Below are 25797 nucleotides of genomic sequence, written 5' to 3'. Positions count from 1 at the left end.
TTATGCTTCAAATCGCTGTATAACATACCGCCCTAGGGGTATTGCCCTTGGGCGGTACGATGATGATCAATCTTCGTAGTGGGCGCGAACCAGCTCGTTGAGCAGACGCACACCGTAGCCGGAACCCCAGGACTGGTTGATCTCGGTTAGTGGCGAACCCATTGCGGTGCCGGCAATGTCGAGATGCGCCCAAGGCGTGTCACCAACAAAACGCTTCAGGAACTGGGCAGCAGTGATCGAACCGGCCAGACGTCCTGCACTGTTCTTCATGTCGGCAAATTTGGAATCAATGATCTTGTCATAGTCCTTGCCGAGTGGCAGACGCCACAGTTTTTCTTCGGTTACATCACCGGCAGTGCTCAAACGGGCCGACAGTTCATCATCATTGGAGAACAGGCCAGCCTGCAGATTGCCGAGTGCAACCGTAACGGCACCGGTTAGAGTGGCAAGGTTGATCATGAATTTTGGCTTGAAGCGGTCATTGGTGTACCACAGCGCGTCGGCCAGCACGAGGCGACCTTCGGCATCGGTATTGATGATTTCGATTGTCTGACCGGACATCGAGGTGACGATGTCACCCGGACGCTGGGCATTGCCGTCAGGCATGTTTTCAACCAGACCGATGACGCCAACCACATTGACCTTGGCCTTGCGAGCCGCCAGCACATGCATAAGGCCGGTCACGGCCGCAGCGCCACCCATGTCGCCCTTCATGTCTTCCATGCCAGCACCTGGCTTCAGCGAGATACCACCGGTATCGAACACCACGCCCTTGCCGACGAAGGCAATCGGCTCATCCTTCTTCGAGCCACCCTTCCACTGCATGACTGCGAGACGTGGGGGGCGAACCGAACCTTGAGCCACGCCGAGCAGTGCGCCCATGCCGAGCTTCTTCATTTCCTTTTCGCCCAGGATTTCGACTTCGACGCCGAGCTTCTGCAGTTCAACAGCCTTGTCGGCGAATTCTTCTGGGCCAAGCACGTTTGGTGGGAGGTTGACCAGTTCGCGGGCGAGATTGACGCCATCGGCAACGGCCTGCGCCGTCTTAAACGCCTTTTCGGCAGCGTCATGCGCTGTCGTTACAATGGTGATTTCAACCGTCTTCGGTGTCTTTTCATCGTCGGACTTCTTCTTGGTCTTGTAAGCGTCAAATGAATAGGCGCGCAGCAACAGGCCAAGCGCGATGCCGCTTGCAGCTTCACCATCCACATCCACGCCTGGTGCATCGGCATAGATCACGACCTTGCTGGCCTTCTTGAAGTTGGCGGCAGCGACACCGCCAGCACGCAGCCAGTCATGGGTGGTCAGCTTTCCAGCCTTGCCGAGACCCAACACCACAATGCGATCAGCATCGGAATTATGCGGCGCGATCACATCGAGCACGCTCATCGACTTGGCCGAAAAGCCTGCAATCTTCGCCGCCTTCGGGATCACACCACCGGGATCAGCCTGCTGGGCACCGGCGGGCGCATCTTCCCCTGCCGCTTGCAGCAATACGGCAACGGCATCTTCAAGGGCAGCAGATTTGGCGAAAGAGATATTGAACTTGGCGGACATGATTTTCCTGCTCGTACATAATCGTTTAAGGACCGGTTTGTGTTCAGGCACCATATGGGTGGCGCAACCAGAAGATCAAACCGGGTGGCCGATCATCGTCTTTTAATTGACCAGCGCAAGTGTTCAATCCATCTCGAAACGGTCATTTTGATGTTTCATTGCGCTCAACCTATATGAATTATCCACATAAGCTTGCGGCAAGCAAAAACGCGCCATAAGCGGCGGACGAAAAGACACAGTGTCCGTAAAAAAAGGTTTTATAAAACGGATTTGTGACTGGCATGGAGTCGCCAACGCCGTTCGATGCGATTAGATAAGCCGAACTTCCCTTAAGGGAATGAAGCCAAAACGTCTTCAGGGACCGGAATGACGCTACTTGAAAAATACATAATGCAACGCACCAGCCAGATGTTTCTGGCCGCATTGCTTCCGGTCCTGGCAATTATCTGGACGATACAGGTTCTTCAGCGGATCAACCTCGTGACGGACACTGGCCAGTCCATGGGTTCGTTTGCCACGCTGGCAACCATGCTTCTGCCGACACTTATTCCGGTTGTTTTGCCGTTTGCGCTGGTGATTGGCATCACGCAGACCATGACTGCGATGAACAATGATTCCGAGCTGGCCATCATCGACGCCGCCGGTTCGCCGCGCAGCATCTTGTTTCGGCCGGTTCTTATTCTCGCGGTTGTGCTCGGCGCATTTTCTTTCGTGGTCACCAATTTCATCGAGCCGCCTGCCCGCAGCACGGCGCGACAGATGGTGGCAACCGCTTACGCCGACCTTCTGTCTTCGGTCATCGAGGAAAAGACCTTCCGCACCATTCAGGACGGTCTTTATGTGCAGATCGATGCACGACAGGGCCGTGTTTTGCGTGGCCTGTTCGTTGCCGACCGGCGCGACCCGAATTTCGACCTGATCTACTACGCCAAGGAAGGCGCTATCGACGCCGGTGGCACCTCGCTCACCATGCGTGACGGTGAAGTGCAGCAGAAGACGCCCGACGGCAAAGTATCGATCGTCAAGTTCATGTCCTACGCCTTCGACCTGTCGACCATGTCGGAAAGCAGCAAGACCGAGCAGACATTTGCCGCAAGCGACAGCAGTCTGGCATTCCTTCTTTCTCCCGATGTCGAGTCTGATTCCTACAAGAAATCGCCTGGAAACTTCCGTTCCGAACTGCACCGCAGACTTTCCGACTGGATGTTCCCAGTCGTCTTTGCGCTGATCTCGCTTGTCATTGCAGCCGACGCGCGTTCACACCGTGAAGCCCGCATGCATCCGATGGTCGCAGCGCTGATCACCGCCTTCATGCTGCGTTGGCTCGGCTTCTATTTCACCAATCAGGTGAAACAGAATGCGGCCTTCATTCCATTCGTTTACGCCATTCCGGTGCTGAGTGGCGCTATTGCCATGTACCTGTTGGCGACCGGCCGCAAGTTGCGCCTGCCTTCTGCCCTCGCCGACGGTCTGGGTAAGCTGCGCCGCTCTGTCGTCAAGCGCTTTACCTCTGACAAGGGAGGTGCCAGCGCATGATCTTCAACACGCTGTCGCGCTATTTCCTTAGCCGTTACCTCATCACAATGGTGTGGTTTCTGCTTGGCGTTTCCGGCATTATTTTCCTTGCCGATTTCAGTGAAACGGCAAGACGCCTTTCCGGCCTGCCGGGATACTCGGTGCCTGCGGCGCTCGGTCTGACAGCACTGCGTCTGCCATTGATCTTGCAACAGACCATTCCGTTCATCGCGCTGTTTGTTGGTATGACGACGCTGATTTCGCTGAACCGGCGTTATGAGCTGGTTGTTACCCGGGCCGCCGGTATTTCCGTCTGGCAGTTCATGATGCCGTTCATCATCGGCGCTGCCCTGATGGGTGTTGCCACGATGACCATCGTCAACCCGCTTGCAGCCTGGGGCCAACGTCAGTCCCTGACGATGGAAGCCGGATGGCGCAACAGCGGGGGCAGCGTACACCAGTCAGACATGATCCCGTGGCTGCGTCAAACCAGCGCCGGACAGGACACAATCATCGGCTCGAAGAGCTTCGAGGACGGTGGCACCCTGCTCAATGATGCCGTGCTGATCCATTTTGATACGGACGGCAACATCACCATGCGGCAGGACGCACGCACAGCAAAGTTGGAGGATGGTTACTGGAATCTTACTGATGTGTATCAGACACAGCCAGGACAAATTCCGAGCTTCCTTCAAAGCGCAAAAATCAGCACCAATTTGAGACAGGAGTTCGTGCAAGAGCGTATGTCGCAGCCGGAAACCGTTGCTTTCTTTGATATTTCCCGAAAAATCGAGATTGCACGTTCGTTCGGTCTGTCGTCAAAGGCACTCGAGACACAATATCATTTCATGCTTTCGATGCCGTTACTGCTGGTCGCCATGACCTTGATTGCAGCGACAGTATCGTTAAAATTCAGCCGGTTCGCTCAATCCCGCTCAGTGATTCTGGGTGGAATAGTTTCCGGCTTCGTGCTTTATGTAATAACCGTGCTCGTAAGGGCATTCGGAAGTAGTGGCGTGATCCCGCCTTTCGTCGCGGTCTGGGTACCAGTCATCGTGGCGGTCGCGTTAGGGGCAACAGTGCTGCTTCATCAGGAGGACGGCTAGTGGCGGTATATGACCGCGGGAATATCAGACGGCTATGGGCGGCCCTTCTGACGGGTGCCGCTGTGTGCGCGTACATATCATCTGCTCCGGTGGCCTTTGCCCAAGACGGCATTGTCACAACGGAAAACACAGATGATTCGAAACTCCTGCTTACAGCAAATCAACTGACCTATAATCGTGACTCCGAGCGCGTTATCGCGACGGGTGGCGTACGTATGCATTATACGGGTTACCGCATGGTGGCCCAGCAAGTTGAATACGACCAGAAAACTGGCCGCGTTATTGCACGTGGCAACATCGAGCTGATCGAACCTGACGGTAACAAGATCTACGCCGATGAACTTGATGTCACGGATGACTTCTCGCAAGGCTTCCTGAATTCACTGCGTGTTGAGACAACCGACAATACCCGTATTGCCGGCGAAAGCGCGGAGCGTATCGACGAAAACACCACCGTCTTGAACAATGGTGTCTACACAGCCTGTCTTCCGTGCGCCCAGCGCCCTGACAAGGCACCGCTGTGGCAGGTCAAGGCAGAACGCGTGGTTCAGGACGGCAAGACGCACACCGTGCGTCTGGAAAAAGCCCGTTTTGAACTGTTCGGCAAACCGATTGCCTACCTCCCCTTCATGGTCGTTCCTGATAATACGGTAAAGCGTAAGTCCGGCTTTTTGTTCCCGCGCATGAGCGTGACGGACAATCTTGGCTTTGGTATTGGCGTTCCGTATTTCCAGGTTCTGTCCGATACTGCCGATGCGACGATTACGCCGTATTACTATACGAACCAGGGCCTCCTGCTTCAGGCAGAAATCCGCCAGCGATTCGAAAATGGCAGTCACACCGTTAACATGGCTGGCATCAACCAGAAAAATTCTGATGCCTTTACGCTGGGCACCAGTGACGCGGAAAATGACACCCGCGGCATGATCGCGTCCAAGGGCGATTTCAAAATCAATCCGCGCTGGTCATTCGGCTGGGACGTGATGGTCCAGACCGACAACAACTTCTCGCGTACCTACGAACTGTCTGGATATAGCGGTTCTACCCAGACCAACCGCATCTACCTGACCGGGGAAGGTAAGCGTAACTCGTTCGATCTGAATGGCTACTATTTCAACGTTCAGGACCGCGACGAGGCTGAGACAGAAGAGCGCAAGCAGGCGATCATTCATCCGTCGCTTGATTACAAATGGTATGCCCCTGATGATGTTTACGGCGGCGAATTGTCGGTTACGACAAACTTCACCAGCCTGACACGACTTGAGCAGGACATCTACACACTCGACGGCAGCCAGCGCCGTAACGGACTTGAAGGTACGTATTCGCGCTTCACCACCGAAACTGAGTGGAAGCGGACATTTACCTTCGACAGCGGCCTGCAGGTCACTCCACTTCTCGCCGCACGCGGTGATGCAAGCTGGAACGACATGACAGCACCTTCGACCTATGACGGCGATTTCCGTTCTGATGCGACGCTGCGCGGAATGGTCACCGGTGGCCTTGAAGTTCGTTATCCTGTGCTGATCTCGGGTACGAGCAGCAGCCACGTCATCGAGCCGATTGCGCAGCTGTTTGTTCGTCCAAATGAACAATATGGTGGCGGCCTGCCGAACGAAGATGCTCAGGCATTCGTGTTTGACGCGACCAACCTGTTCGAACGCGACAAGTTCAGCGGATTCGACCGCATCGAAGGCGGCACCCGTGCCAACCTCGGCATTCGCTACAACGGTACGTTTGATAATGGTTATGGCATCCGCGCCGTGGCTGGACAGTCGTTCCTTCTCGCTGGCGAAAACTCGTTTGCAAGCCCGGACCTGCTTAACGTAGGTGCCAATTCCGGCCTCGAAACAGATCGCTCCGACTATGTGGCGATGGCTGCGATCGACGCCCCAATCGGCCTCACTCTGTCGACTAGCCTTCGCTTCGACAAGGATGATCTGGAGATCGAGCGTTCTGAAACCGGCGTCGGTTACACTGACCGTCGTTTCAGCGCCAAGGTCAGCTACACGCAGGTCAAGGCGCAGCCTGACTATGGCTACGTGTTTGACCGTGACATTGTTCAGGCAGCAGGTAGCGTGAAGGTCAACGACAACTGGTCGCTGTTCGGTTCGATCAACTACGATCTGAACAACAAGTTCTCCAGTGAGCGCAAGATAGGCATCACCTATCAGGACGAATGCACGATCCTGACCGTTGCCTATACCGACGTCGGCACAATCAATTCGCAGCGCCAGGCCGCGAATGACTGGTCGATCGGCGCACGCCTCAGTTTCCGTACGCTGGGCGACATCAACATCGGCTCGACCGACTGATGACAACATTTTTAAACCGGTATCGCCCTGTCGATGCCGGTTTTTGCTCGATTATTGAATGCGAGCACGGCAACGCCACGCTTTTGCCAAATCCTGCGGGCAGGAATAACGCTTTGCAACCGTTGCTGTTTCAGCATAAGCGGTGATATATACGGGCGCCTTACAATAACAGGCAGCATAAATCGTGATATTCAGGGGCGAAGATCATCCGCTTCGGGGATAAGGAGAAGGACATGATGAATTTCGGCAAGGCCACATTACGTACTGTGGCACTCGGAACGGCTCTCTTGGCCCTGCCCCTGTTCCTTGCACCTCATTCATTTGATGCAAATGCTGCCGCAAGCTCTGTGGCTGTGGTTGTCAATAAGAACCCAATTACCAGCAGCGACATTGCCAAACGTGTCGCCTTCCTTAAGCTGCAGCGCCAGAAGGGTGACCTTAATAAGCTGGCGCGAGAGCAGATGATCGACGAGGCATTGAAGCGCGAAGAAATCGCGCGCATGCGCATGTCGGTCAGCACGGAAGCCGTGGATGCTTCCTTTGCCCGGTTTGCTGCCAGCAACAAGATGAACCCGACCCAGCTGACGCAGATCCTGTCGCAGTCTGGCGTAACCGCTGAACACTTCAAGGCATTTATCGCCGTGCAGATGAGCTGGCCTCGTCTGGTCAATGCCCGTTATGGCAGCTCTGGCCGCATGTCCAACCAGGACCTGGTCACACGCATGATGGAGCGCAAGGAAAAGCCGGTTACCACGGAATATTTCCTGCAGCAGATCATCTTCGTCGTACCTGAGGCAAAACGTCAGTCGATTACCGGCAAGCGCAAGTCGGAAGCCGAAGCATCCCGTTCCAAATACCCGGGTTGCGAACAGGCCAAGACCTTTGCAGCCACGATGATGGATGTCTCCATTCGCGATCTCGGTCGCATTCTGGCGCCTGAGTTGCCGCCGGATTGGAAGCCGCTGATTGAAAAGACCAAGGAAGGCGGCACCACCGCTACCCGCGTCACGGAAAAAGGCGTCGAATACCTCGCGATCTGCAAACAACGCCAGGTGTCGGATGACTTCGCCGCGGAAGTCGTTTTCCGTGCCGAAGACCTGACCAAAGAGCAGAATGGCGACAATCCCAACGAAAAGAAATATCTTGATGAGTTGCGGAAAAAGGCTCAGATCGTCAATAACTGAGTCTGAGGAATATACGTGGCTGCTCTTGAACTTCTGCTTGCCCTGACGCAGGGCGACCCCGCCGGGATTGGTCCTGATATTGCAATTGCAGCATGGAAAAACCGTTCGCAGAACGGCATAAAGCCATTCATATATGTCGGTGACCGCTCCGTGCTGGAAAGCAGGGCAGCGGTGATCGGCGTCAGTGTCGCCGTGCAGGATGCGACACCAGAAGATGCGGCAAGCGTTTTCGACAAGGCCATTCCGGTTCTCGATATTCCCGCAGGTTTTGCCGTGCAGGCCGGTGAGCCGCACGAAGCATCCGCTCTTGCGACGATCAAATGCATTGAGACCGCCGTCAAGCTGTGCCTTGAGGGACGGGCGGCTGCGATCGTGACAAACCCGGTTGCAAAGTCGATCCTCTACAAGGCTGGTTTCGGTTTCCCGGGTCATACGGAATTTCTGGCGGACCTTTCGTTGCAGATTGCTGGCAAGCAGGTTTTCCCCGTGATGATGATTGCCGGACCGAAGCTCAAGGTCGTGCCTGTCACCATCCATATTCCTGTCAAGGACATTGCTACACAGTTGACGCAGCAGTTGATTGTCGACACCTGCCGGGTTGTCGCCAAGGACATGAAAGAAAAGTTTGGCATTGCGTCGCCACGGCTTGCTGTTGCCGGTCTTAACCCGCATGCGGGCGAAGATGGTGCAATTGGCCACGAGGATCGCGACATCGTGCATCCGGCCACCATGCAGCTGCGTGATGAAGGTATCGAGGCCATTGGCCCCCTGCCCGCCGACACCATGTTCCATGATTCCGCGCGCAAACGTTATGACGTTGCGGTCTGCATGTATCACGACCAGGCGCTTATTCCTGCGAAGGCGCTAGGTTTCGACGATTCGGTCAATGTCACGCTGGGCCTGCCATTCATTCGCACCTCGCCGGACCATGGCACAGCCTTCGGTATTGCCGGTCAGGGCATGGCAAGCGAAAGCAGCCTTGTTGCTGCGCTAAACCTCGCTTCCGAACTTGTGGAACGCCAGAAGGCGGCAACGGTATAATGGCGGGCATTGACGAACTTCCGCCACTGCGTGACGTCATACAGCGACATGGCCTTGATGCGCGCAAGGCGCTGGGACAGAACTTCCTGTTCGACCTCAACCTGACCCAGAAGATTGCCCGCACCGCTGGCCCTCTCGAAGGCGTCACGGTGTTTGAGGTTGGTCCCGGCCCCGGAGGCCTGACCCGCGCCATCCTGTCGCTTGGTGCCAAGAAGGTAATCGCAGTGGAGCGCGACGCGCGCTGCCTGCCGGTTCTCGAGGAAATTTCAGACCATTATCCCGGTCGTCTTGAAGTGATCGAAGGTGATGCACTGAAGACCGATTTCGCCTCGCTGGTACCAGCGGGTGAGCCGGTGCGCATCATTGCAAACCTTCCCTACAATGTGGGAACGCAACTGCTGCTCAACTGGCTGCTGCCACCTGTGTGGCCGCCCTACTGGCTGTCGATGACGCTGATGTTCCAGAAGGAAGTCGGCCAGCGTATTGTCGCCGAAGAAGGTGACAATCATTACGGCCGTCTCGGTGTCCTGACCGGATGGAGAACGGTGTCGGAAATGGCATTTGACGTGCCGCCACAGGCCTTCTCACCACCACCGAAGGTCAACTCGACCGTGGTGCATCTTCTGCCCAAGACCAACCCTTTGCCATGTGACGCGGCCAAGCTTGAAAAAGTAACAGAAGCTGCCTTCGGTCAGCGCCGGAAGATGCTCCGTCAGAGCCTGAAGCCGCTGGGTGGTGAAACACTGCTCGCAAAAGTTGGTATCGACGCCACGCGCCGTGCAGAAACGCTATCGGTTGAAGAATTCGTGGCGATCGCCAACGCCCTCTAATCAATGCCTGTCACCTGCTCCCTGCCATGGGATGGTCACCTGCGGCAAGAAACCATGCCGCAGGCTTGAACTTCGGTAGGTCCGGAAAAAAAGCTAAACCTGAAGATTGCGTGATATCAGGCTGGTGCCTCAACCAGAATCTTGATCTGGGTCTTTTCCTTCACCAGCGTTTCAAAACCCTCGGCAACGATATCATCCAGTGCAATGCGCTTGGTGACCAGACGCTCGGCCGAGAAGTATCCCTGCACCATCAGGTCCATGACTGCGGGGAAAATATCGCGGTAAGCGATGATGCCCTTCAGGGTCTTCTCTTTCAGAACAACCGTATTAGGCTGGAAGCTGGCTTCCTTTTCCCAGATCGAAACTATGACCGTTTCACCTTCATAACGGGTGGCATCAATGCATTGCTGCAGCACGGCCGGAACGCCTGTCACTTCAAACGCCACGTCGACACCGCCACCGGACAGTTCCTTGATACGGACTGCTGCATTTTCCTTGGACGGATCGATCACTGCCGTTGCTCCAAGCTCCTTGGCCTTGGCGCCACGCTGCTCGGACAGTTCGACAACATAGATCGATGTTGCACCGGCAACGCGCAGTGCCTCGATGACCAGAAGACCGATAGGGCCTGCACCGAACACGGCGGCTGTACCGCCTGCTTTGAGGCTGGAGAGACGGACGGCATGCAATGCCACCGCAGCGGGCTCTACAAGCGCGCCCTGCTCGAAGGACAGGCCATCGGGCATCTTGTGTGTCCAGCGTTCACCAACGACCGTGTAGGCCGAAAAACCGCCACCACCGCCAGAAAGGCCGTGGAAGCCGAGGTCTTCGCAAAGATTGTATTTGCCGTGCTGGCAAGCGGGGCACTTGCCGCAGGACAGGATTGGTTCAACGACCACGCGGTCGCCTGGCTTGACCTTGGTGACACCTTCGCCGACTTCAGCGACTTCGCCAGAGAATTCATGGCCCATCACAATGGGGGCGACCTCGTGGCTGACGGCGTGGGGTTTATCAACCGGCACGAAAATCGGGCCTGCGACATATTCATGAAGGTCGCTACCGCAAATCCCGGTCCATTTGACCTTGATCTTGACCTGGCCCGGACCGGGCACAGGTGTAGGCACGTCTTCAATGCGAATATCTCTGGCTTTGTGCCAGCGCGCAGCTTTCATGGTATTCTCCTGTATGCTGTGATTTCACAGCCAGGAGAATACATCGCAAAAATCATACTGAAGTGATCTGGATCAGAAAGGTGAGCAAATGTGTCGCCTTCCTGCGACACCTTCACAGCTTAGGTTCTTCTTCCAGCAGCTTCGTGACGAATTCGAACATGCCGTGGCGACGGTCGCGGCGCAGGCGTTCTGCATAGACAATGCTTTTGACCGAACGGAAGGCATTGTCGAGGTCATCATTGACGATGACATAGTTGTAGTCGCGCCAGTGTTCGATTTCAGAGCGGGAATTCAACAAGCGGGTGCGGATGACCTCTTCGGTGTCTTCGGCGCGGCGATGAAGACGCGACTGCAATTCCGTCATGGTTGGCGGCAGGATGAAAATCGACACGACATCGGCCGACATCTTGTCCTGCAACTGCTCGGCGCCCTGCCAGTCGATATCGAACAGCATGTCGCGGCCCTCGGCCATTGCCGTTTCGACAGGTTCGCGTGGCGTGCCGTAAAAATTGCCGTGAACCTCGGCCCATTCCAGCAACTGGTCGGATTCGCGCATGCGCTCAAACTGCGGGATGGTCACAAAGTGATAGTGCTTGCCGGCGATCTCGCTTGGACGCTTGGCCCGCGTCGTCACGCTGATGGAGATGCCAAGCGTTGGATCATCTTCCAGAAGATGATGGGCAATCGTCGACTTGCCTGCCCCCGAAGGAGACGAGATCACCAGCATAAGCCCTCTGCGGGCGATCTTATCGGGAGAGTTGCTCACCGGTGCCATATGTCTACTCCAGATTCTGAACCTGTTCACGGAACTGGTCGATAACCACTTTCAATTCGATACCCGCTTCCGTTACGGCAACGGCGTTCGATTTGGAACAGATGGTATTCGATTCCCGGTTAAATTCCTGTGCAATAAAATCGAGCTTGCGACCTACAGGGCCGCCTTTTTTCAACAATTCGCGTGAGGCAACCACATGGGCGCCGAGACGATCGATTTCTTCGCGCAGATCCGCCTTGGTGGCCAGCAGGGCTGCCTCGGCGTGCAGACGGTCGCGGTCCAGCCCGTGCACCCCGTCGCCAAGCTGTGCCAGTTGCGCGGAAAGCCGCGCGGCAATCTTCTCCGGCTGTCGGGAAGGATCGTGTTCCACGATGGCTGCCAGCTCAGCGATACGGTCAATGTGACCGCTCAGGACTGTAAACAGAGCCGCACCTTCGCGCTCGCGCATTTCCTTCAGTTTCGCCAGAGCATCACCAAAACCGGCCAGCAATTCCTGCTCGCGTTTGGTACGCGTGTCCTCGTCGTCTTCTGCCTCGCGGAAGTCGACAAGCCCGCGGATCGACAGCAGCGTATCAAAGCTCATCGGCCCATCAGCAATGATGCCGCCAAGCTCCTTTTTCAACGTCATCACCGCATCCAGCGTTTCGCGGTTGACGACGGCCTCAAGGCGATTATCGGTCACGGACACGGACAGTGAAGCCTGTATGTTGCCACGCACCAGGCTTTCCCCCGCAAGCCGTCTTACCTCGACTTCTAGAACCTCCATGCCGGGCGGTAGACGCAGACGCATATCCAGCCCCTTGCCGTTTACGGAACGAAGCTCCCAGACCCAGCGGTGGCGACCACTGGTGCCTTCGCTGCGGGAAAAACCGGTCATGGATTGCAATGTCATCTTGCCCTCATGGCTAAGGCATTTCAGGCGAATGGAGCTCACCGGAAATGCCCTATCTCTTGTTTGGCGTACTCAAAAGGAAAGGCACCTGCAGTTTTCATGCAGGCGCCCGTAACAAACGATCAGTTGGCAGGCTTTTCCGCCTCAGCGCCACCCGGTTGACCGTCAACGGCGGTTTCCGGGGTGCCACCGGCGGCAGCACGTTCCGCCTCAATCTTGCGCCAGCGGCGCACATTGGCATTGTGCTCATCCAGGGTCTTGGCAAACACGTGACCACCCGTGCCGTCGGCCACAAAATACAGGTCTTCGGTGCGCCACGGGTTGGCAACGGCTTCCAGTGCGGCCTTGCCAGGGTTGGCAATTGGGCCCGGCGGCAGGCCGCGAATGATATAGGTATTGTAAGGCGTTTCCTTCTTCAGATCCGACTGGTAGATCGGACGATCAGCCGGCTTGCCGTCACCGCCGAACAGACCATAAATGATGGTCGGATCAGACTGGATGCGCATGCCCTTCTGTAGGCGGTTCATGAATACCGAGGCGACATGGGCGCGCTCGTCATCCTTGCCGGTTTCCTTCTCGACGATGGAGGCCATCGTGACGAATTCTTCAACTGTCTTGATCGGCAGATCGGCATCCCGCTTGGCCCATACCTGTTCAATCAACCCCTTCTGGGCCGCCTGCATCTGCGACACGATTTCCTGACGCTTGGTGCCGCGCGAGAAACGGTATGTGTCGGGCCGCAGGCTTCCTTCAGCAGGAATTTCTGCAGGCAGATCACCCTCCAGAACCGGATCATTCAACAGGCGATCAAACATCTGCTTGCTGGTCAGGCCTTCTGGCAGCGACACGGAATAGAGAATGGACTTGCCGGATTCGAGAAGGGTCATGATTTCCTTCATCGAGGCATTGGCCTTGATCTCGTATTCACCGGCCTTCAGGCGCTGGCCCTTGCCCATACTATCGGTCATGTAACGGAACACGCGGCTGTTATCGATAATGCCGCTGCGCTCAAGATTGTTGGCGATGTCAAACAGGCTTGCGCCATTGCGCACGATGAAGTGCGTGTTGGTGGCCAAGGGGCCCGGCGACTGGAACGTGTTGATCATGTAATAGAAACCGCCAACAGCGACGATACAGCCGATAACCGCCAGGCTCATCAGGAAGTTCAGGAAAACGATGAACTGTCCGTGTGCCTTGCGCGAACGCTTTGGTGGGGCTGGAACCTTTTCCGGGCGCAAAGCTTCGGTCGGCGATTTGGGAATGATCGGGCCAGTCTTGTTTTCGCCTGAGGCATCACGTCCGTAAGGCGACTGATTGTTCTGGTTCGTATCGCTCACCGGCGGTCCTTTTCAGTTCTGCATTCCAAAATGGCCTATGTGACCATCCAATGCGGCAAAAACAGGTTCGGCAGGCAGTCTGCACAAATTTGCCCATGTTTCGAGGTCGTTACGCGTAAAAACTGCAATAACATGCCATGGGAATAAACAACGGGCCGGAAAGCATCTGGTTTCCGGCCCGCGATGTTCATCGCTTTTTGATTGATTCCGCTACAAACGGCAAGTCACGAAAGATTTGATTAGTCTTCGTAACGACGCAGCACCAGCGAGGCGTTGGTGCCACCAAACCCGAAGGAGTTCGAAAGGGCAACGTTCACGTCACGCTTGCGCGCCTTGTGTGGCACGAGATCAATTTTCGTCTCGACATCGGGATTGTCGAGGTTCAGCGTTGGCGGCACGATATTATCGCGGATTGCCAGCGTTGCAAAAATCGCCTCGATTGCACCGGCCGCACCCAGCAAGTGGCCGGTGGCTGACTTGGTGGACGACATGGAGATTTTCGACGCCGCATCACCAACCAGGCGCTCAACCGCACCCAGTTCAATGGTGTCAGCCATGGTCGATGTGCCATGGGCATTGATGTAATCGATATCGGCAGCCGTCAGGCCAGCACGCTTCAGTGCCATGGACATGCAGCGATATGCACCGTCACCGTCTTCTGATGGCGCGGTGATGTGGAAAGCATCACCGGACAGTCCGTAGCCAACCACTTCGGCGTAAATCTTTGCGCCACGTGCCTTGGCATGTTCCAGTTCTTCCAGAACAACGATACCGGCACCCTCACCCATCACGAAACCATCGCGGTCACGATCATAGGGGCGAGACGCCTTTTGCGGGTCGTCATTATGCTGCGTGGACAAGGCTTTGCAGGCTGCAAAACCGGCCAGCGAAATGCGGCAAACAGGTGATTCAGCACCACCGGCCACCATTACATCCGCGTCGCCAAGCGCGATTAGACGGGCAGCGTCGCCAATGGCATGCGCGCCGGTGGAGCACGCCGTTACAACGGAGTGGTTCGGTCCGCGCAGCTTGTGGCGAATGGAGACCTGCCCGGAAACAAGATTGATGAGACGGCCTGGAATGAAGAATGGCGAAACACGCCGCGGCCCCTTGTCGCGCAGTGTATAGCCCGCTTCAACAATACCATCGAGGCCACCAATGCCAGAACCGATCAAAACACCAGTCATGATCTGGTCTTCGTCAGTTTCCGGATGCCAGCCAGCATCGCTCAGCGCCATATCGGCGGCTGCCATGCCGTAAATAATGAAAGGATCGACCTTGCGCTGCTCTTTCGGTTCCATCCAGTCATCTGGATTGAACGTTCCGTTGGAGCCATCTCCAACAGGAATGCGGCAGGCAATTTTTGCCGGAAGATCTTCGACTTCGAATTCAGTTACGAGACGGGCACCGTTTTGGCCGGCCAACAGCCGTTCCCACGTTACTTCAGTTCCGCATCCAAGAGGAGATACCATGCCGGTACCGGTGATAACGACACGCCTCATCGCCAACGCTCCACCTATATAGAATTCACATGTCCATGATAAAACTTTGGCCCGGAACTTAGCCGGGCCAAGGCGGGAAGGCTCTCACCCTCCCTCATTCTGATCGATTAGGCCTGAGCCTTTTCGATGAACTTTACAGCGTCGCCAACCGTCAGGATGGAGTCAGCAGCGTCGTCCGGGATTTCAACGCCGAATTCTTCTTCGAAGGCCATAACCAGTTCGACCGTGTCGAGCGAGTCAGCGCCCAGATCGTCGATGAAGCTTGCGCCTTCAACAACCTTTTCGGCGTCAACGCCAAGATGATCAATTACAATTTTCTTTACGCGTTCTGCGATATCGCTCATGTCGGTTTCCTCGACCTTTATCCTTGAAGGGCTGCCTTGCGACACCCTGCCCTGTTAACACCCGCATGCGCTGTTCAAATCCAGCACCGAGGGCAAACCCTTTCACCCCGCCTAAGGCTAGCCATAGTCACAAAAAAGAGCAACCATCGCCTGTTCCTGACGGGACAACTGTTCACAGTCTTCGCCCGATTAACACGGTTTCATTCGGGCGAAAAGACTGAAAATCGCGCCGCACACTGCACTCTACAGACTATTTGAGCCTGACAATGCCTGTGGGCATAACGCATGTCGCACAAAGACATTTGCAAACAACATGCGAAGAAACAAAGCTTTAGATCATCGCCATGCCGCCGTTGACGTGCAACGTCTGTCCAGTCATGTACGCAGCCTCATTCGAAGCAAGGTACAGAACAGCAGACGCGACTTCGGCGCCAGTGCCCATGCGCTTCATGGGAATAGCACCCATGATGGCTTCTTTCTGCTTTTCGTTCAACTTGCCGGTCATGGCCGATTCGATGAAGCCTGGAGCAACACAGTTGACGGTGACGTTGCGGGTTGCAATTTCCTGCGCCAGCGACTTCGAAAAGCCGATCATACCGGCCTTGGAAGCACAATAGTTTGCCTGGCCCGGGTTGCCGGTCACGCCAACAATCGAGGTGATGTTGATGATACGGCCAAAACGGCGACGCATCATCGGATGGGTCAGTTCGCGCGTCAGGCGGAACATGGCCGTCAGGTTCACTTCGAGAACATTGTCCCAGTCCTCGTCGCTCATGCGCACGAACAGGCCGTCCTTGGTGATGCCGGCATTGTTGACCAGAATGTCGACGCCACCCAGCTCAGCTTCAGCCTTTTCGCCCAGCGCCTTGACTTCGTCGCGGTCGGAAAGGTTAGCCGGGAAAATCTTCACGCGGTCGCCAAGTTCAGCAGCCAGCGCTTCAAGCTTTTCGACGCGGGTGCCGTGCAGGCCAACCGTTGCGCCCTGCGCATGCAGCATACGGGCAATTTCTTCGCCGATGCCGCCGGTTGCGCCGGTAACGAGTGCTTTGCGGCCAGTCAGATCAAACATGTTTTTATCCTTATCTCAAAATGCGCGCTGCATTCAGCCAAGAAGCGTTGCAATGGCGGCGTCAATATCGGCTGCAGTATTCACTGCAGTGCCAGAAACCGTCTTGTCGATACGCTTTGCCAGACCGGTTAGCACCTTGCCGGAGCCAATCTCATACAATTGAGTCACATCATTGGCGGCGAACCACTCAACGGTTTCGCGCCAGCGAACCTGACCCGTCACCTGCTCGACCAGCAGTCTGGCGATTTCTTCCGCATCTGTCACCGGGGCTGCGCGCACATTGGCAACAACCGGCACGACCGGGTTATGTTTTGTCACCTTGGCAAGCGCTTCGCGCATGGCGTCAGCAGCCGGTGCCATCAGTGCAGAATGGAAAGGTGCGGAGACTGGCAACATGATGGCGCGCTTTGCGCCCTTTTCGGAGGCTAGTGCGGCCGCCTGTTCAACAGGAGCCTTTGAGCCGGAGATAACCAGCTGGCCACCGCCATTGTCATTGGCAATCTGGCAGATGCCGCCAGCGGCCGCTTCCTTGCAGATCGCTTCGACATCACCGTGCTCGAGACCGATGACGGCCGCCATTGCGCCCTGACCAACTGGAACCGCAGCCTGCATGGCATTGCCGCGAATGCGCAGCAAACGGGCGGTGTCGCCCAGCGAGAATGTACCGGCAGCGCACAGCGCAGAATATTCACCGAGTGAATGACCGGCAACAAAGGAAACCTTGTCGGCAAGGTTCAGGCCCTTGGCTTCCAGAACGCGCATGACCGCAACGGAAACAGCCATCAGCGCAGGCTGGGCATTTGCCGTCAGCGTCAAGGATTCTTCCGGGCCATTCCACATGATGTCGGAAAGCTTCTGCCCCAGAGCCTCGTCAACTTCTTCAAAAACCGCACGAGCTTCAGCGAAATTCTCGGCAAGATCCTTGCCCATGCCAACGGACTGGCTGCCCTGTCCGGGAAAGGTGAAAGCGATTTTCATGAGGTATTTCCTGTTTTTCCGGTTATTTTTTGCTTTCCAATTCACGCAATGGCGTACGGAGTCAAGTGCGATGCCGCTTAGAAACTGCGGATTCACAAGTCCTTGCGGTTTTATGCCCGGTTACCAGAACCAATATTTTTGACTTGCGCCAGCGCAATTCCTTCCTAAATTCCAAGGCCCCTCCCTTTTCTTTCATCACGTCAGGAATTTCATTCATGAAATACAACACCCTCGGGCGCACGGGCATTTCAGTGTCGGAAATCTGCCTTGGCACCATGACATGGGGCACGCAGAATACGGAAGCGCAAGCGCACGAACAGATGGATTATGCCGTGGAAAACGGTGTGAACTTCTTCGACACCGCCGAATTGTACCCGACGACACCAGTTTCAGCCGAAACGCAGGGCCTTACCGAAGACTATATCGGCACATGGTTCCAGAAAACCGGTAAACGCAAGGATGTCGTTCTGGCCACCAAAGTTGCCGGTTCCGGCCGTCCTTATATCCGTGACGGTCGCGATATCGATGCCGATGGCATCCGTGAAGCCGTCGACACCAGCCTGAAGCGCCTGCGCACAGACTATATCGACCTTTATCAGGTTCACTGGCCGAACCGCGGCACCTATCACTTCCGCGGCGCGTGGGGTTTTGATGCTTCGGGACAGGACACGGTTCGCACACTTGCCGAGATCGATGAAAAGCTCGACACGCTGGGTGAACTGGTGAAGGCCGGAAAAATCCGTGCTATCGGCCTGTCCAATGAAAGCGCCTGGGGCACGCAGAAGTATATCGATCTGGCAGAGGCCAAGGGCCTGCCGCGCGTCGCCAGCATCCAGAACGAATATAACTTACTGTATCGTTCATTCGATCTCGACCTGGCTGAAGTTGCCCATCATGAAAATGTCGGCCTTTTGGCCTATTCGCCACTGGCTGGCGGCATTTTGACCGGCAAGTACCAGAACGGTGCACGGCCGGCCGGTTCGCGCGGCACCATCAACACCGACATCGGTGGCCGTCTTCAGCCTCTTCAGGAAGCACCTGTCAAAGCCTATCTCGATCTCGCTGCCCAGCACGGACTGGATGCAGCACAGTTGGCGATCGCATTTACACTGACACGTCCGTTCATGGCGTCTTGCATTATTGGCGCAACGACGATGGAACAGTTGAAAATCGATATCGCTGCCAAGGATGTGGCACTTTCCGACGATGTGCTGAAGGGCATTGCGGCAATACACCGCCTGTACCCGATGCCGATCTGATCCCATAAAAGCGCGGTAGCTCACCCGAGTTACCGCGCTTTTTAATTCACCGAAGGCATCAGGCATGGCAGTACCGCAGACCAAGGCAGAGCTTTTAAACGCCATGGAGAGCGGTTTTGCAAAACTGCTGTTCGAGCTTGCTTCTATACCTGAGACCTTGGCGACCACGGCCGATATGGAAGGCCACGCCAAGGGCACGACCATGAGCGTGAAAGATCTGGTGGCCTACCTGACCGGCTGGGGTGAGCTGGTTCTCAAATGGAACAGGTTACGTGCTGCCGGTGAAGAACCCGATTTTCCGGAAACCGGATATAAATGGAATGAACTCGGCAAACTCGCAGCCAAGTTCTACCGTGACTATGATTCTCTATCCTATGTGCAATTGCTGCTGCGCTTTGAAACCACACATCAAGAGTTGATGTCTCTCGTTCACTCGTTGAATGATGACGCCTTGTATGGTCGCCCATGGTACGGCAAATGGAGCCTGGGTCGCATGATCCAGTTCAATACGGCGTCACCCTACGCCAACGCCCGTAGTCGCCTGCGCAAATGGAAAAAGCAGAGGTCACCACGTTCATAACAGAAGACTACAAGCATAGAAAATTGAAGACCTCACGTTGAACCCACCGTCTTAAAGGCACTTCCGCACCGCCTTTTTGCTGCGAAGTCTTGCAATACGGCCAGAAATGCGTATAAGCGCGCTGTTCGCAACATCCGGTCTTACTGGCTGGTGGCTGAACGGAGGGCTGGTTTCGTTTTCGAAACAGCAGGAACCATAAGGTTTTTCCGGCCTCCCGTGTCTCCGCTCTCGACCGTCTCGAACAACACTTTTCTTGCGCCGGGTTTTCCCGATCAAGACCAGTCGTTGAGGCTTAGCGCCGTAACCGGGTGAGAACAAAACGCAAGAAAGGCAAGCTATTATGGCTCTTTATGAACACATCTTCCTTGCTCGGCAGGACATTTCCGCCCAGCAGGTTGACGCACTCGTAGAACAGTACAAGGGCGTTATCGAATCGTTCGGCGGCAAGATTGGCCGAGTCGAGAACTGGGGCCTCAAGTCCCTGACATACCGCATCAAGAAGAACCGCAAGGCTCACTACGCCCTGATGGACATCGATGCACCAGCAGCAGCTATCCACGAAGTAGAGCGTCAGATGCGCATCAACGAAGACGTTCTTCGTTACATGACCATCGCTGTTGAAGCTCACGAGGAAGGCCCGTCTGCTATGATGCAGAAGCGCGACCGTGACGACCGTCCACGTCGTGATGGCGACCGTCCAGAGCGTTCTGATCGTGGCCCGCGTGAAGGCGGCTTCGAACGCGCTCCCCGTCCGCGCACAGACCGTGCATAAGCGTTAAGGAGAAAAACAATGGCTGACGCATCATCTTCTCAGGCACGCCGCCCGTTCCACCGCCGTCGCAAGACGTGCCCATTCTCCGGCGCTAACGCTCCGAAGATCGACTACAAGGACATCCGTCTTCTGCAGCGCTACATTTCCGAGCGCGGCAAGATCGTTCCTTCCCGTATCACAGCCGTTTCCCAGAAGAAGCAGCGCGAACTCGCTCAGGCGATCAAGCGTGCACGCTTCCTCGGCCTGCTGCCATACGTTGTAGCGTAATGAACTCAAGACGAGGCTGCATCTTGTGCGGCCTCGTTTTTCTAAAGAGCAACTGACGTTTAATCAGTCGGTCGCAGCTTCGAATTCCTTCCGCGTTGGGCGCGGATCGATACCAGACATAAAACCCATGTTGGGGACGACGTTTTTAAAGACGGTCCTCTAACTGCTATAGAAGCAGGACAGCGACGTGATAAAGTTGAACCAGACAGTGCTGATTTCCGGTATTCTTGCCGGTATTGCCGCCGTGTTTCTGACACTGGGCGCAAGCAGACAGCCGTCTTTAGCATTCCTGCTTTACGCCGCCTCCGCCATGCCTGTTTTCATTGCCGGTCTCGGCTGGGGCAATCGCGCCGCCATTATCGCCGTTATTACCGCTTGCGTTGTCGGGTCACTGATGGCTCCGATGTTAGCTGTGCTGAGTTTGGCAATCTTCACGCTGGTACCTGCTGCCTGGATTTCGCACCACGCTAATCTGGCGCGCCCAGCATCGGAAATCGGCGGTCCAGACGACCTGCTTGCCTGGTACCCACTGTCCGGCATCATCCTGCATCTGTGCATCGCCATCAGTATTGCCGTTATCATTCTCGGCGCGATCATCGGTTACGGTCCGGAACTGGTGTCGCAGATGGTTGACCTGATGATGTCGTCGGTCACGGCGCAGGAACCATCCTTCTCCCCTGACCAGTTGGCGCTTGCCCAGACGAAGTCTCTGATGGTGCTGATGCTGCCAATCATGCAGGGTGCTCTCTGGGTTATCCTGCTGTTTGCAGCCTATTATTTTGCCAGCCGCCTGGTTGGTTCTTTCGGCAAGGGCCTTCGCCCACGTGAGGACATTCCGGCAGCGCTTCGCATGCATCGCAACGCGGTATTCGTGTTCCTTGCCGGTATTGTCGCAACCTTCCTTGGCGGTGTCATTGCCATGTGTGGTGCTGTTATCGCAGGAACATTCGGCGCAGGTTTCCTGATGTCGGGTTATGCGTCGCTGCATTACCGGACACGCGGCAAGGACTGGCGTCTGCCGGTTCTACTGCTTGCTTATCTCTCGGCGGTATTCATGTTGCCGCTGCTCATCATTCTCGTTATCGGCATGAGCGACGTGCGCAGCACGATTTCTCTCACGCCGATGCGGAAAACAGACACAACGAACGAAACCAACAATTAAAACAAGAAAGGATCAAGAAGATGGAAGTCATTCTTCTCGAACGCATCAACAAGCTCGGCCAGATGGGCGAAATCGTCAAGGTTCGCGACGGTTACGCACGTAACTTCCTGCTGCCACAGGGCAAGGCTCTGCGCGCCAACGCTGCCAACAAGACCCGTTTCGACTCTGAGCGTGCAACGCTCGAAGCTCGTAACCTCGAGCGCAAGTCTGAAGCCGACAAGGTTGCAGCAGCACTCGAAGGCAAGTCCTTCATCGTCGTTCGCTCCGCAGGCGAAACCGGCCAGCTGTACGGTTCTGTTGCTGCTCGCGACGTTGCTGAAATCCTGTCTGCAGAAGGCTTCACCGTTGGCCGTAACCAGGTTGAGCTGAACACACCGATCAAGACCATCGGCATTCACAACGTTCTCCTGCACCTGCATTCCGAAGTTGAAATCTCGGTTGAACTGAACGTTGCTCGTTCTGCTGAAGAAGCTGAACGTCAGGCAAAGGGCGAAAGCCTCACCTCTGCTGACGCTATCTACGGCGTTGACGAAGATGCTCTGCGTCCAGAAGACTTCTTCGATCCAGAAGCCGAAGGCGACTTCGACAACGAATAAGAATTTCAGCCCCAGGGCTGAAAAAGAAACCCCGGATGGCAACATCCGGGGTTTTGTCGTTCTTGGGTACCTGCGGTAACCGATCATTACTTGGGTATAGATTGTGCGACCGTCGGCGTGACGATCGCAGCAGTCCCTCCCCTTAATTAGAGACGCTGTGAACGGCTTCCGGAGCCTTGCTCTTGTCCACTCGCACCACGACAGACATGCCCGGTGAAAGCTCAGAAGTCATATCCTGGCCGGGATCAATCGCCACACGCACACCGATGCGTTGGGCAATCTTCACGAAGTTACCCGTCGCATTATCAGGCTTGATAACAGAGAATTCCGAACCGGCAGCGGGCGAGAAACGCTCGACATGCCCACGAATTTCCCTGCGCTGCATGGCATCAACGGAAATCGAAACCGGTTGCCCCACCTGCATGCCGGCAAGCTGGGTTTCCTTGAAGTTGGCGATGACCCAGACGTCGGTTGGCACGACCGCCATCAACTGTGTGCCTGCCGTGACATACTGGCCAAGCCGTGCGCCAACTTCACCGACCTTGCCGTCACGCGGCGCGCGAATGACAGTGTTGCCGAGATCGATCTCTGCCAGCTGGACACTGGCTTCGGCGCTTGCAACAGCCGCTTCAAGCGATCCCCTGTTGACGATGATGGTCTGCAGATCCTGATTGGAAACCTCGAGTGCTGCCTTGGCCTGCAACAACGCCGCCTTGGCCTTTTCAAGCGTGGCATGCGCCTCTTCCTGCGTGCTGGATGTGCCAACACCGCTCTTGGTCAGATTGTCCTGCCGGTCGGAAGCCAGCTGTGCCTGCTTGAGCGCGGCCTGCGCACTTTCAATCGACGCTTCGCTGGAAGAGATATTGGCGCGAGCGGCATTTTCCTTCTGGTCGGAATTGGCAAGGGATGCCTTCTGGCCGTCCAGTGTCGCCTTTGCCTGTGCCAGTTTCTGCACGTAGCTGCGGTCATCGACGCGGGCCAGAATGTCGCCCTGCTTGACGTCCTGATAGTCCTTCACGGGCACATCAACGATGTAACCGCTGACCTGCGGGCTGAGCAGCGTGACATAACCACGGACATAGGCATTGTCAGTCATTTCCACGGAGCTGGAAAAAGGTAGCAGGCGCCATGCATAAAGCACCATGCCGAGACCAGTCAGACCAGCCATGAGGACGATAAGGGAAACCGGGGTGAATATTTTCTTGAGCATTTTCTGACTCGTTCGTTATGAATTCTGGCGTTATGAGTTCTGGGGTGCCGCGGCGGGTTCAGCAGGCATCAGCGTGGGCTTGATCCTGTTCCACGCCAGGTGGATGAGAAGCATGACCAGCGCAGCGGCGGTCACCATGGAAATGAGCAGGAAGGTATCGGCATAGGCCAGCACATAGGCCTCGCGCGTTACCTGCTGTGCCAGCATCGATACGCCTTCGGCGTTGAGCAGGGTCTTGTCGGTAATGACTTTGCCGTATGACGAGGCAAGCTGCGATATTCTCAGCGCAACATTCGGATCAGTCAGGACGATATGTTCCGACAGAATATTTGAATGGAATTTCTCACGGATCGTCACGAAGCTGCCGAGTGCCGCCGTCATCATCAAAGAGCCACTGATCTGCGTGAACAGGAAGATGGCGATGAAGTTGACGAGATAGGGCAAGCCCTTGGCCATGGCGCTGGCAAATCCCTTGGCCATGACAGGCGGCAAGAACATCGCAGCACCTCCCGCAATCATCGCCTGGCTGAAATACATCTGTTCCGGCCGGGTCAGGTTGGTCGCCTGGCTATCCAGAAAAGCACCAATCGCAATCAGGCTGAGCGCAATGACGTGGGCTGTATCAACATATTTCGTTACCATCAGAAAGGCACAGAACGCGCCACCAAGGATCGTTGCCAGCAGAATGATGCCATAGAGGGTCACCGTCTGGTCATTCATGATGCCCAGCTGCTGGTAGAAGCTGACGGCCGTGGTCGACTGTTCTGAGGTCACGGCACGAAAGATGATAAGAACAGCGGCAATATGCAAGTTTTGGCGCGAGAATATCCAGCGCAAGTCAATCATCGGATTCTTGCGGTGCAATTCGATGAAGGCCATGCAGGTCAGGCAGACGACGGCAGCCGCAAGCAACAGACCCAGCCAGCTTGCTTCCAGCCACCAGTAAAACCGGCCAAGCGAGAAGAAGAAGGCCAGACAGCCAAGGCCTGTAGCCAGAAAGAGATAGCTCAACACGTCGACACGCTCGAGAATCTTGGCGCGCGGTGGTGCTGTTAGAGGCAGGAGGTAGATGGCTGGCAGCGCAATCAGCGCCACGCCGAGTTCCATCGTATAAAGCGATCGCCAGCCATCGATCTCCATCAGTGAGGGAGAGATGATGCGGGCAATAGGGGCAGACAACAGCGTGCCAGTGAGCGCCGTGCAAAGACCGAAAGACAATTTTCGGTGCGCCGGATAGGCTTCAAGAATATAGAGAAAGCCGAGCGAAGATAGCGGTGCTGCCGCCATGCCGCTCACGAAACGAACAACAATTGCCGAGTGCAGGTCTGTGACAAACAGGTTGAGACAGGAGGCCACGACGAACAGAATAATGCTCAGTTCGGCAAAGGGACGCAGACCATATTGTGCCCTAATCTTGAACAGCGCGATCGACAGGCTGGCATAGGGCGCCATATAGGCAGCAGACAGCCAGACGACTTCGGCAACCGTAGCTGAAAACTCGCCCTGCAGCTGATACATGTTCGCCGTGACGATATTCATGCCCAGACCCTGCGTAACGAAAAACAGCAGGCCAGCGGCGATATAGATCAATTTTTCCGGTAGGGATTTCTCAGGTGGTTGAGCGGGTGCTGCAGGTGGTGGCTCTTCGACCACGACCTGTTGATCCGCAATTGCGGGCGATGCCTCATCCTCAGCCTGTGCAGCCAATGTACCGCGCGTGCTCATCTGTCTTCCTCACCTGAAGAAAGAGCCTGAATATTGCTGATAAGACTACGCACGACTTTAAGCGTGGTGGCAATATCTTCAGAAGAAATGTCAGTGGTAATTCGCTTGCGCAGATCCGCAGCCGTTGCATTGACCGTGGCGGCAGTCGCCTCGCCTTCCGGTGTCATGTGAATGCGCTTGGCGCGCCTGTCGCCGGCTTCTTCACGGCGCTCGATGAGGTTCTGTTTTTCCATACCATCGAGAACGCGCACCAGAGTAGGCGTTTCAATTTCAAGCTCTTCGGCAAGCTGCTTCTGGGTCAATGATCCGCGGCGCGACAGAGCAAAAAGCACCCGCGTCCGCGCCAGTGTCAGCCCCTGCTCGCCTACCCGCGCATCGAAAAACGTCCTGAGCTTGCGATTGAAGGATGACATTTCATCCAGCAGTTGCTCCTTGTCGGTTTGTCGCGACACGATATGACTTCCTTATAATTAGCATACTACTTATTTATTGCCTATTTATACGTGATACTGACGATTTTCAAGATGCTTTGCTGACGTGGCAGCCATGCCATAAATTCAAGGCTGACGCGGTTTGATTCGTTTTGGGGTTTTGCACTCAACGCCGAAAGGG

24 protein-coding genes are annotated in these 25797 nt (G+C 55.7%); 12 read left to right on the top strand and 12 right to left on the bottom strand.

Translation table 11 applies throughout. The features are described from left to right. Positions 1–66: 66 nt before the first annotated feature. Positions 67–1557, bottom strand: a complete 1491-nt coding sequence (locus ACZ5FM_RS04125) for a leucyl aminopeptidase (protein ID WP_464039797.1) — start codon at positions 1555–1557, stop codon at positions 67–69. A gap of 366 nt (positions 1558–1923) precedes the next feature. Between ACZ5FM_RS04125 and lptF the strand changes: the two genes are divergently transcribed. The 6 genes from lptF to rsmA all read left to right on the top strand — a co-directional run bounded on the left by lptF (position 1924) and on the right by rsmA (position 9545). Beyond that, positions 1924–3093 (top strand): LPS export ABC transporter permease LptF, encoded by a 1170-nt coding sequence (gene lptF, locus ACZ5FM_RS04120; protein WP_192487447.1) that lies wholly within the window; start codon positions 1924–1926, stop codon positions 3091–3093. Beyond that, the gene (lptG, locus tag ACZ5FM_RS04115; RefSeq protein WP_192487446.1) at positions 3090–4178 is read left to right on the top strand and encodes an LPS export ABC transporter permease LptG; all 1089 of its coding nucleotides are present in this window, start codon (positions 3090–3092) and stop codon (positions 4176–4178) included. The genes lptF and lptG overlap by 4 nt, the downstream gene beginning before the upstream one ends. Continuing rightward, positions 4178–6490: an LPS-assembly protein LptD gene (locus ACZ5FM_RS04110; RefSeq protein WP_250982947.1), complete on the top strand. Its 2313-nt coding sequence runs from the start codon at positions 4178–4180 to the stop codon at positions 6488–6490. The genes lptG and ACZ5FM_RS04110 overlap by 1 nt, the downstream gene beginning before the upstream one ends. A 233-nt stretch (positions 6491–6723) precedes the next feature. Beyond that, positions 6724–7674 (top strand): SurA N-terminal domain-containing protein, encoded by a 951-nt coding sequence (locus ACZ5FM_RS04105; protein WP_192487444.1) that lies wholly within the window; start codon positions 6724–6726, stop codon positions 7672–7674. Positions 7675–7689: 15 nt separating this feature from the next. Next, a complete protein-coding gene (gene pdxA, locus ACZ5FM_RS04100; RefSeq protein WP_464039796.1) occupies positions 7690–8715 on the top strand; it encodes a 4-hydroxythreonine-4-phosphate dehydrogenase PdxA in 1026 nt (341 codons plus the stop codon). Then, complete coding sequence (rsmA, locus tag ACZ5FM_RS04095) at positions 8715–9545, top strand: 16S rRNA (adenine(1518)-N(6)/adenine(1519)-N(6))-dimethyltransferase RsmA (RefSeq protein WP_259145415.1); 831 nt, start codon at positions 8715–8717, stop codon at positions 9543–9545. Before pdxA ends, rsmA begins: the two co-directional genes overlap by 1 nt. A gap of 116 nt (positions 9546–9661) precedes the next feature. Here the strand turns inward: rsmA and ACZ5FM_RS04090 are convergent, their stop codons facing one another. From ACZ5FM_RS04090 to fabD, 8 genes are all read right to left on the bottom strand, one after another. After that, positions 9662–10717: a 2,3-butanediol dehydrogenase gene (locus tag ACZ5FM_RS04090; RefSeq protein WP_464039795.1), complete on the bottom strand. Its 1056-nt coding sequence runs from the start codon at positions 10715–10717 to the stop codon at positions 9662–9664. Between the two features lie 112 nt (positions 10718–10829). After that, positions 10830–11492, bottom strand: a complete 663-nt coding sequence (gene gmk / locus ACZ5FM_RS04085; RefSeq protein ID WP_259145417.1) for a guanylate kinase — start codon at positions 11490–11492, stop codon at positions 10830–10832. A 4-nt stretch (positions 11493–11496) separates the two neighbouring features. Further along, entirely contained in the window at positions 11497–12384 is an 888-nt protein-coding gene (locus ACZ5FM_RS04080) for a YicC/YloC family endoribonuclease (protein ID WP_464039794.1), read from the bottom strand. 122 nt (positions 12385–12506) lie between these two features. Further along, a complete protein-coding gene (gene mltG, locus ACZ5FM_RS04075; RefSeq protein WP_259145421.1) occupies positions 12507–13721 on the bottom strand; it encodes an endolytic transglycosylase MltG in 1215 nt (404 codons plus the stop codon). 239 nt (positions 13722–13960) lie between these two features. Beyond that, entirely contained in the window at positions 13961–15223 is a 1263-nt protein-coding gene (gene fabF, locus ACZ5FM_RS04070; protein WP_259145431.1) for a beta-ketoacyl-ACP synthase II, read from the bottom strand. Positions 15224–15330: 107 nt separating this feature from the next. Continuing rightward, positions 15331–15567: an acyl carrier protein gene (locus tag ACZ5FM_RS04065; protein ID WP_027507378.1), complete on the bottom strand. Its 237-nt coding sequence runs from the start codon at positions 15565–15567 to the stop codon at positions 15331–15333. 331 nt (positions 15568–15898) lie between these two features. After that, on the bottom strand, positions 15899–16636 hold the full coding sequence (gene fabG / locus ACZ5FM_RS04060) for a 3-oxoacyl-[acyl-carrier-protein] reductase (RefSeq protein WP_250982954.1): 738 nt from the start codon (positions 16634–16636) through the stop codon (positions 15899–15901). Positions 16637–16669: 33 nt separating this feature from the next. Continuing rightward, a complete protein-coding gene (gene fabD, locus ACZ5FM_RS04055) occupies positions 16670–17614 on the bottom strand; it encodes an ACP S-malonyltransferase (protein WP_464039793.1) in 945 nt (314 codons plus the stop codon). 215 nt (positions 17615–17829) lie between these two features. Between fabD and ACZ5FM_RS04050 the strand changes: the two genes are divergently transcribed. The 6 genes from ACZ5FM_RS04050 to rplI all read left to right on the top strand — a co-directional run bounded on the left by ACZ5FM_RS04050 (position 17830) and on the right by rplI (position 22250). Beyond that, positions 17830–18873, top strand: a complete 1044-nt coding sequence (locus tag ACZ5FM_RS04050; RefSeq protein WP_464039792.1) for an aldo/keto reductase — start codon at positions 17830–17832, stop codon at positions 18871–18873. Between the two features lie 64 nt (positions 18874–18937). Next, complete coding sequence (locus ACZ5FM_RS04045) at positions 18938–19453, top strand: ClbS/DfsB family four-helix bundle protein (RefSeq protein WP_464039791.1); 516 nt, start codon at positions 18938–18940, stop codon at positions 19451–19453. A 340-nt stretch (positions 19454–19793) separates the two neighbouring features. Next, positions 19794–20225 carry a 30S ribosomal protein S6 gene (gene rpsF, locus ACZ5FM_RS04040; protein WP_192487432.1) on the top strand — a complete coding sequence of 144 codons (432 nt, stop codon included), beginning with the start codon at positions 19794–19796 and terminating at the stop codon, positions 20223–20225. A gap of 18 nt (positions 20226–20243) precedes the next feature. Then, positions 20244–20492: a 30S ribosomal protein S18 gene (rpsR, locus tag ACZ5FM_RS04035; protein WP_192487431.1), complete on the top strand. Its 249-nt coding sequence runs from the start codon at positions 20244–20246 to the stop codon at positions 20490–20492. A gap of 187 nt (positions 20493–20679) precedes the next feature. After that, a complete protein-coding gene (locus tag ACZ5FM_RS04030; protein ID WP_464039790.1) occupies positions 20680–21654 on the top strand; it encodes a DUF2232 domain-containing protein in 975 nt (324 codons plus the stop codon). Positions 21655–21674: 20 nt separating this feature from the next. After that, positions 21675–22250 (top strand): 50S ribosomal protein L9, encoded by a 576-nt coding sequence (rplI, locus tag ACZ5FM_RS04025; RefSeq protein ID WP_192487429.1) that lies wholly within the window; start codon positions 21675–21677, stop codon positions 22248–22250. A 142-nt stretch (positions 22251–22392) separates the two neighbouring features. Here rplI and ACZ5FM_RS04020 read toward each other — a convergent pair whose 3' ends face one another. Genes ACZ5FM_RS04020 through ACZ5FM_RS04010 form a run of 3 tightly spaced genes read right to left on the bottom strand, consistent with a single transcriptional unit; the run spans position 22393 to position 25637 of the window. Continuing rightward, positions 22393–23460, bottom strand: a complete 1068-nt coding sequence (locus ACZ5FM_RS04020; RefSeq protein ID WP_464039789.1) for an HlyD family secretion protein — start codon at positions 23458–23460, stop codon at positions 22393–22395. Positions 23461–23490: 30 nt separating this feature from the next. After that, positions 23491–25185 (bottom strand): MFS transporter, encoded by a 1695-nt coding sequence (locus ACZ5FM_RS04015; RefSeq protein WP_464039788.1) that lies wholly within the window; start codon positions 25183–25185, stop codon positions 23491–23493. Continuing rightward, positions 25182–25637 carry a MarR family winged helix-turn-helix transcriptional regulator gene (locus ACZ5FM_RS04010; protein ID WP_192487426.1) on the bottom strand — a complete coding sequence of 152 codons (456 nt, stop codon included), beginning with the start codon at positions 25635–25637 and terminating at the stop codon, positions 25182–25184. Before ACZ5FM_RS04010 ends, ACZ5FM_RS04015 begins: the two co-directional genes overlap by 4 nt. Positions 25638–25797 lie beyond the last annotated feature (160 nt).

Source organism: Agrobacterium sp. 5Ca50 (assembly GCF_055381905.1).
The sequence above is the reverse complement of the archived record's forward strand: the minus strand, read 5'-3'. Positions and strand labels throughout refer to the sequence as shown.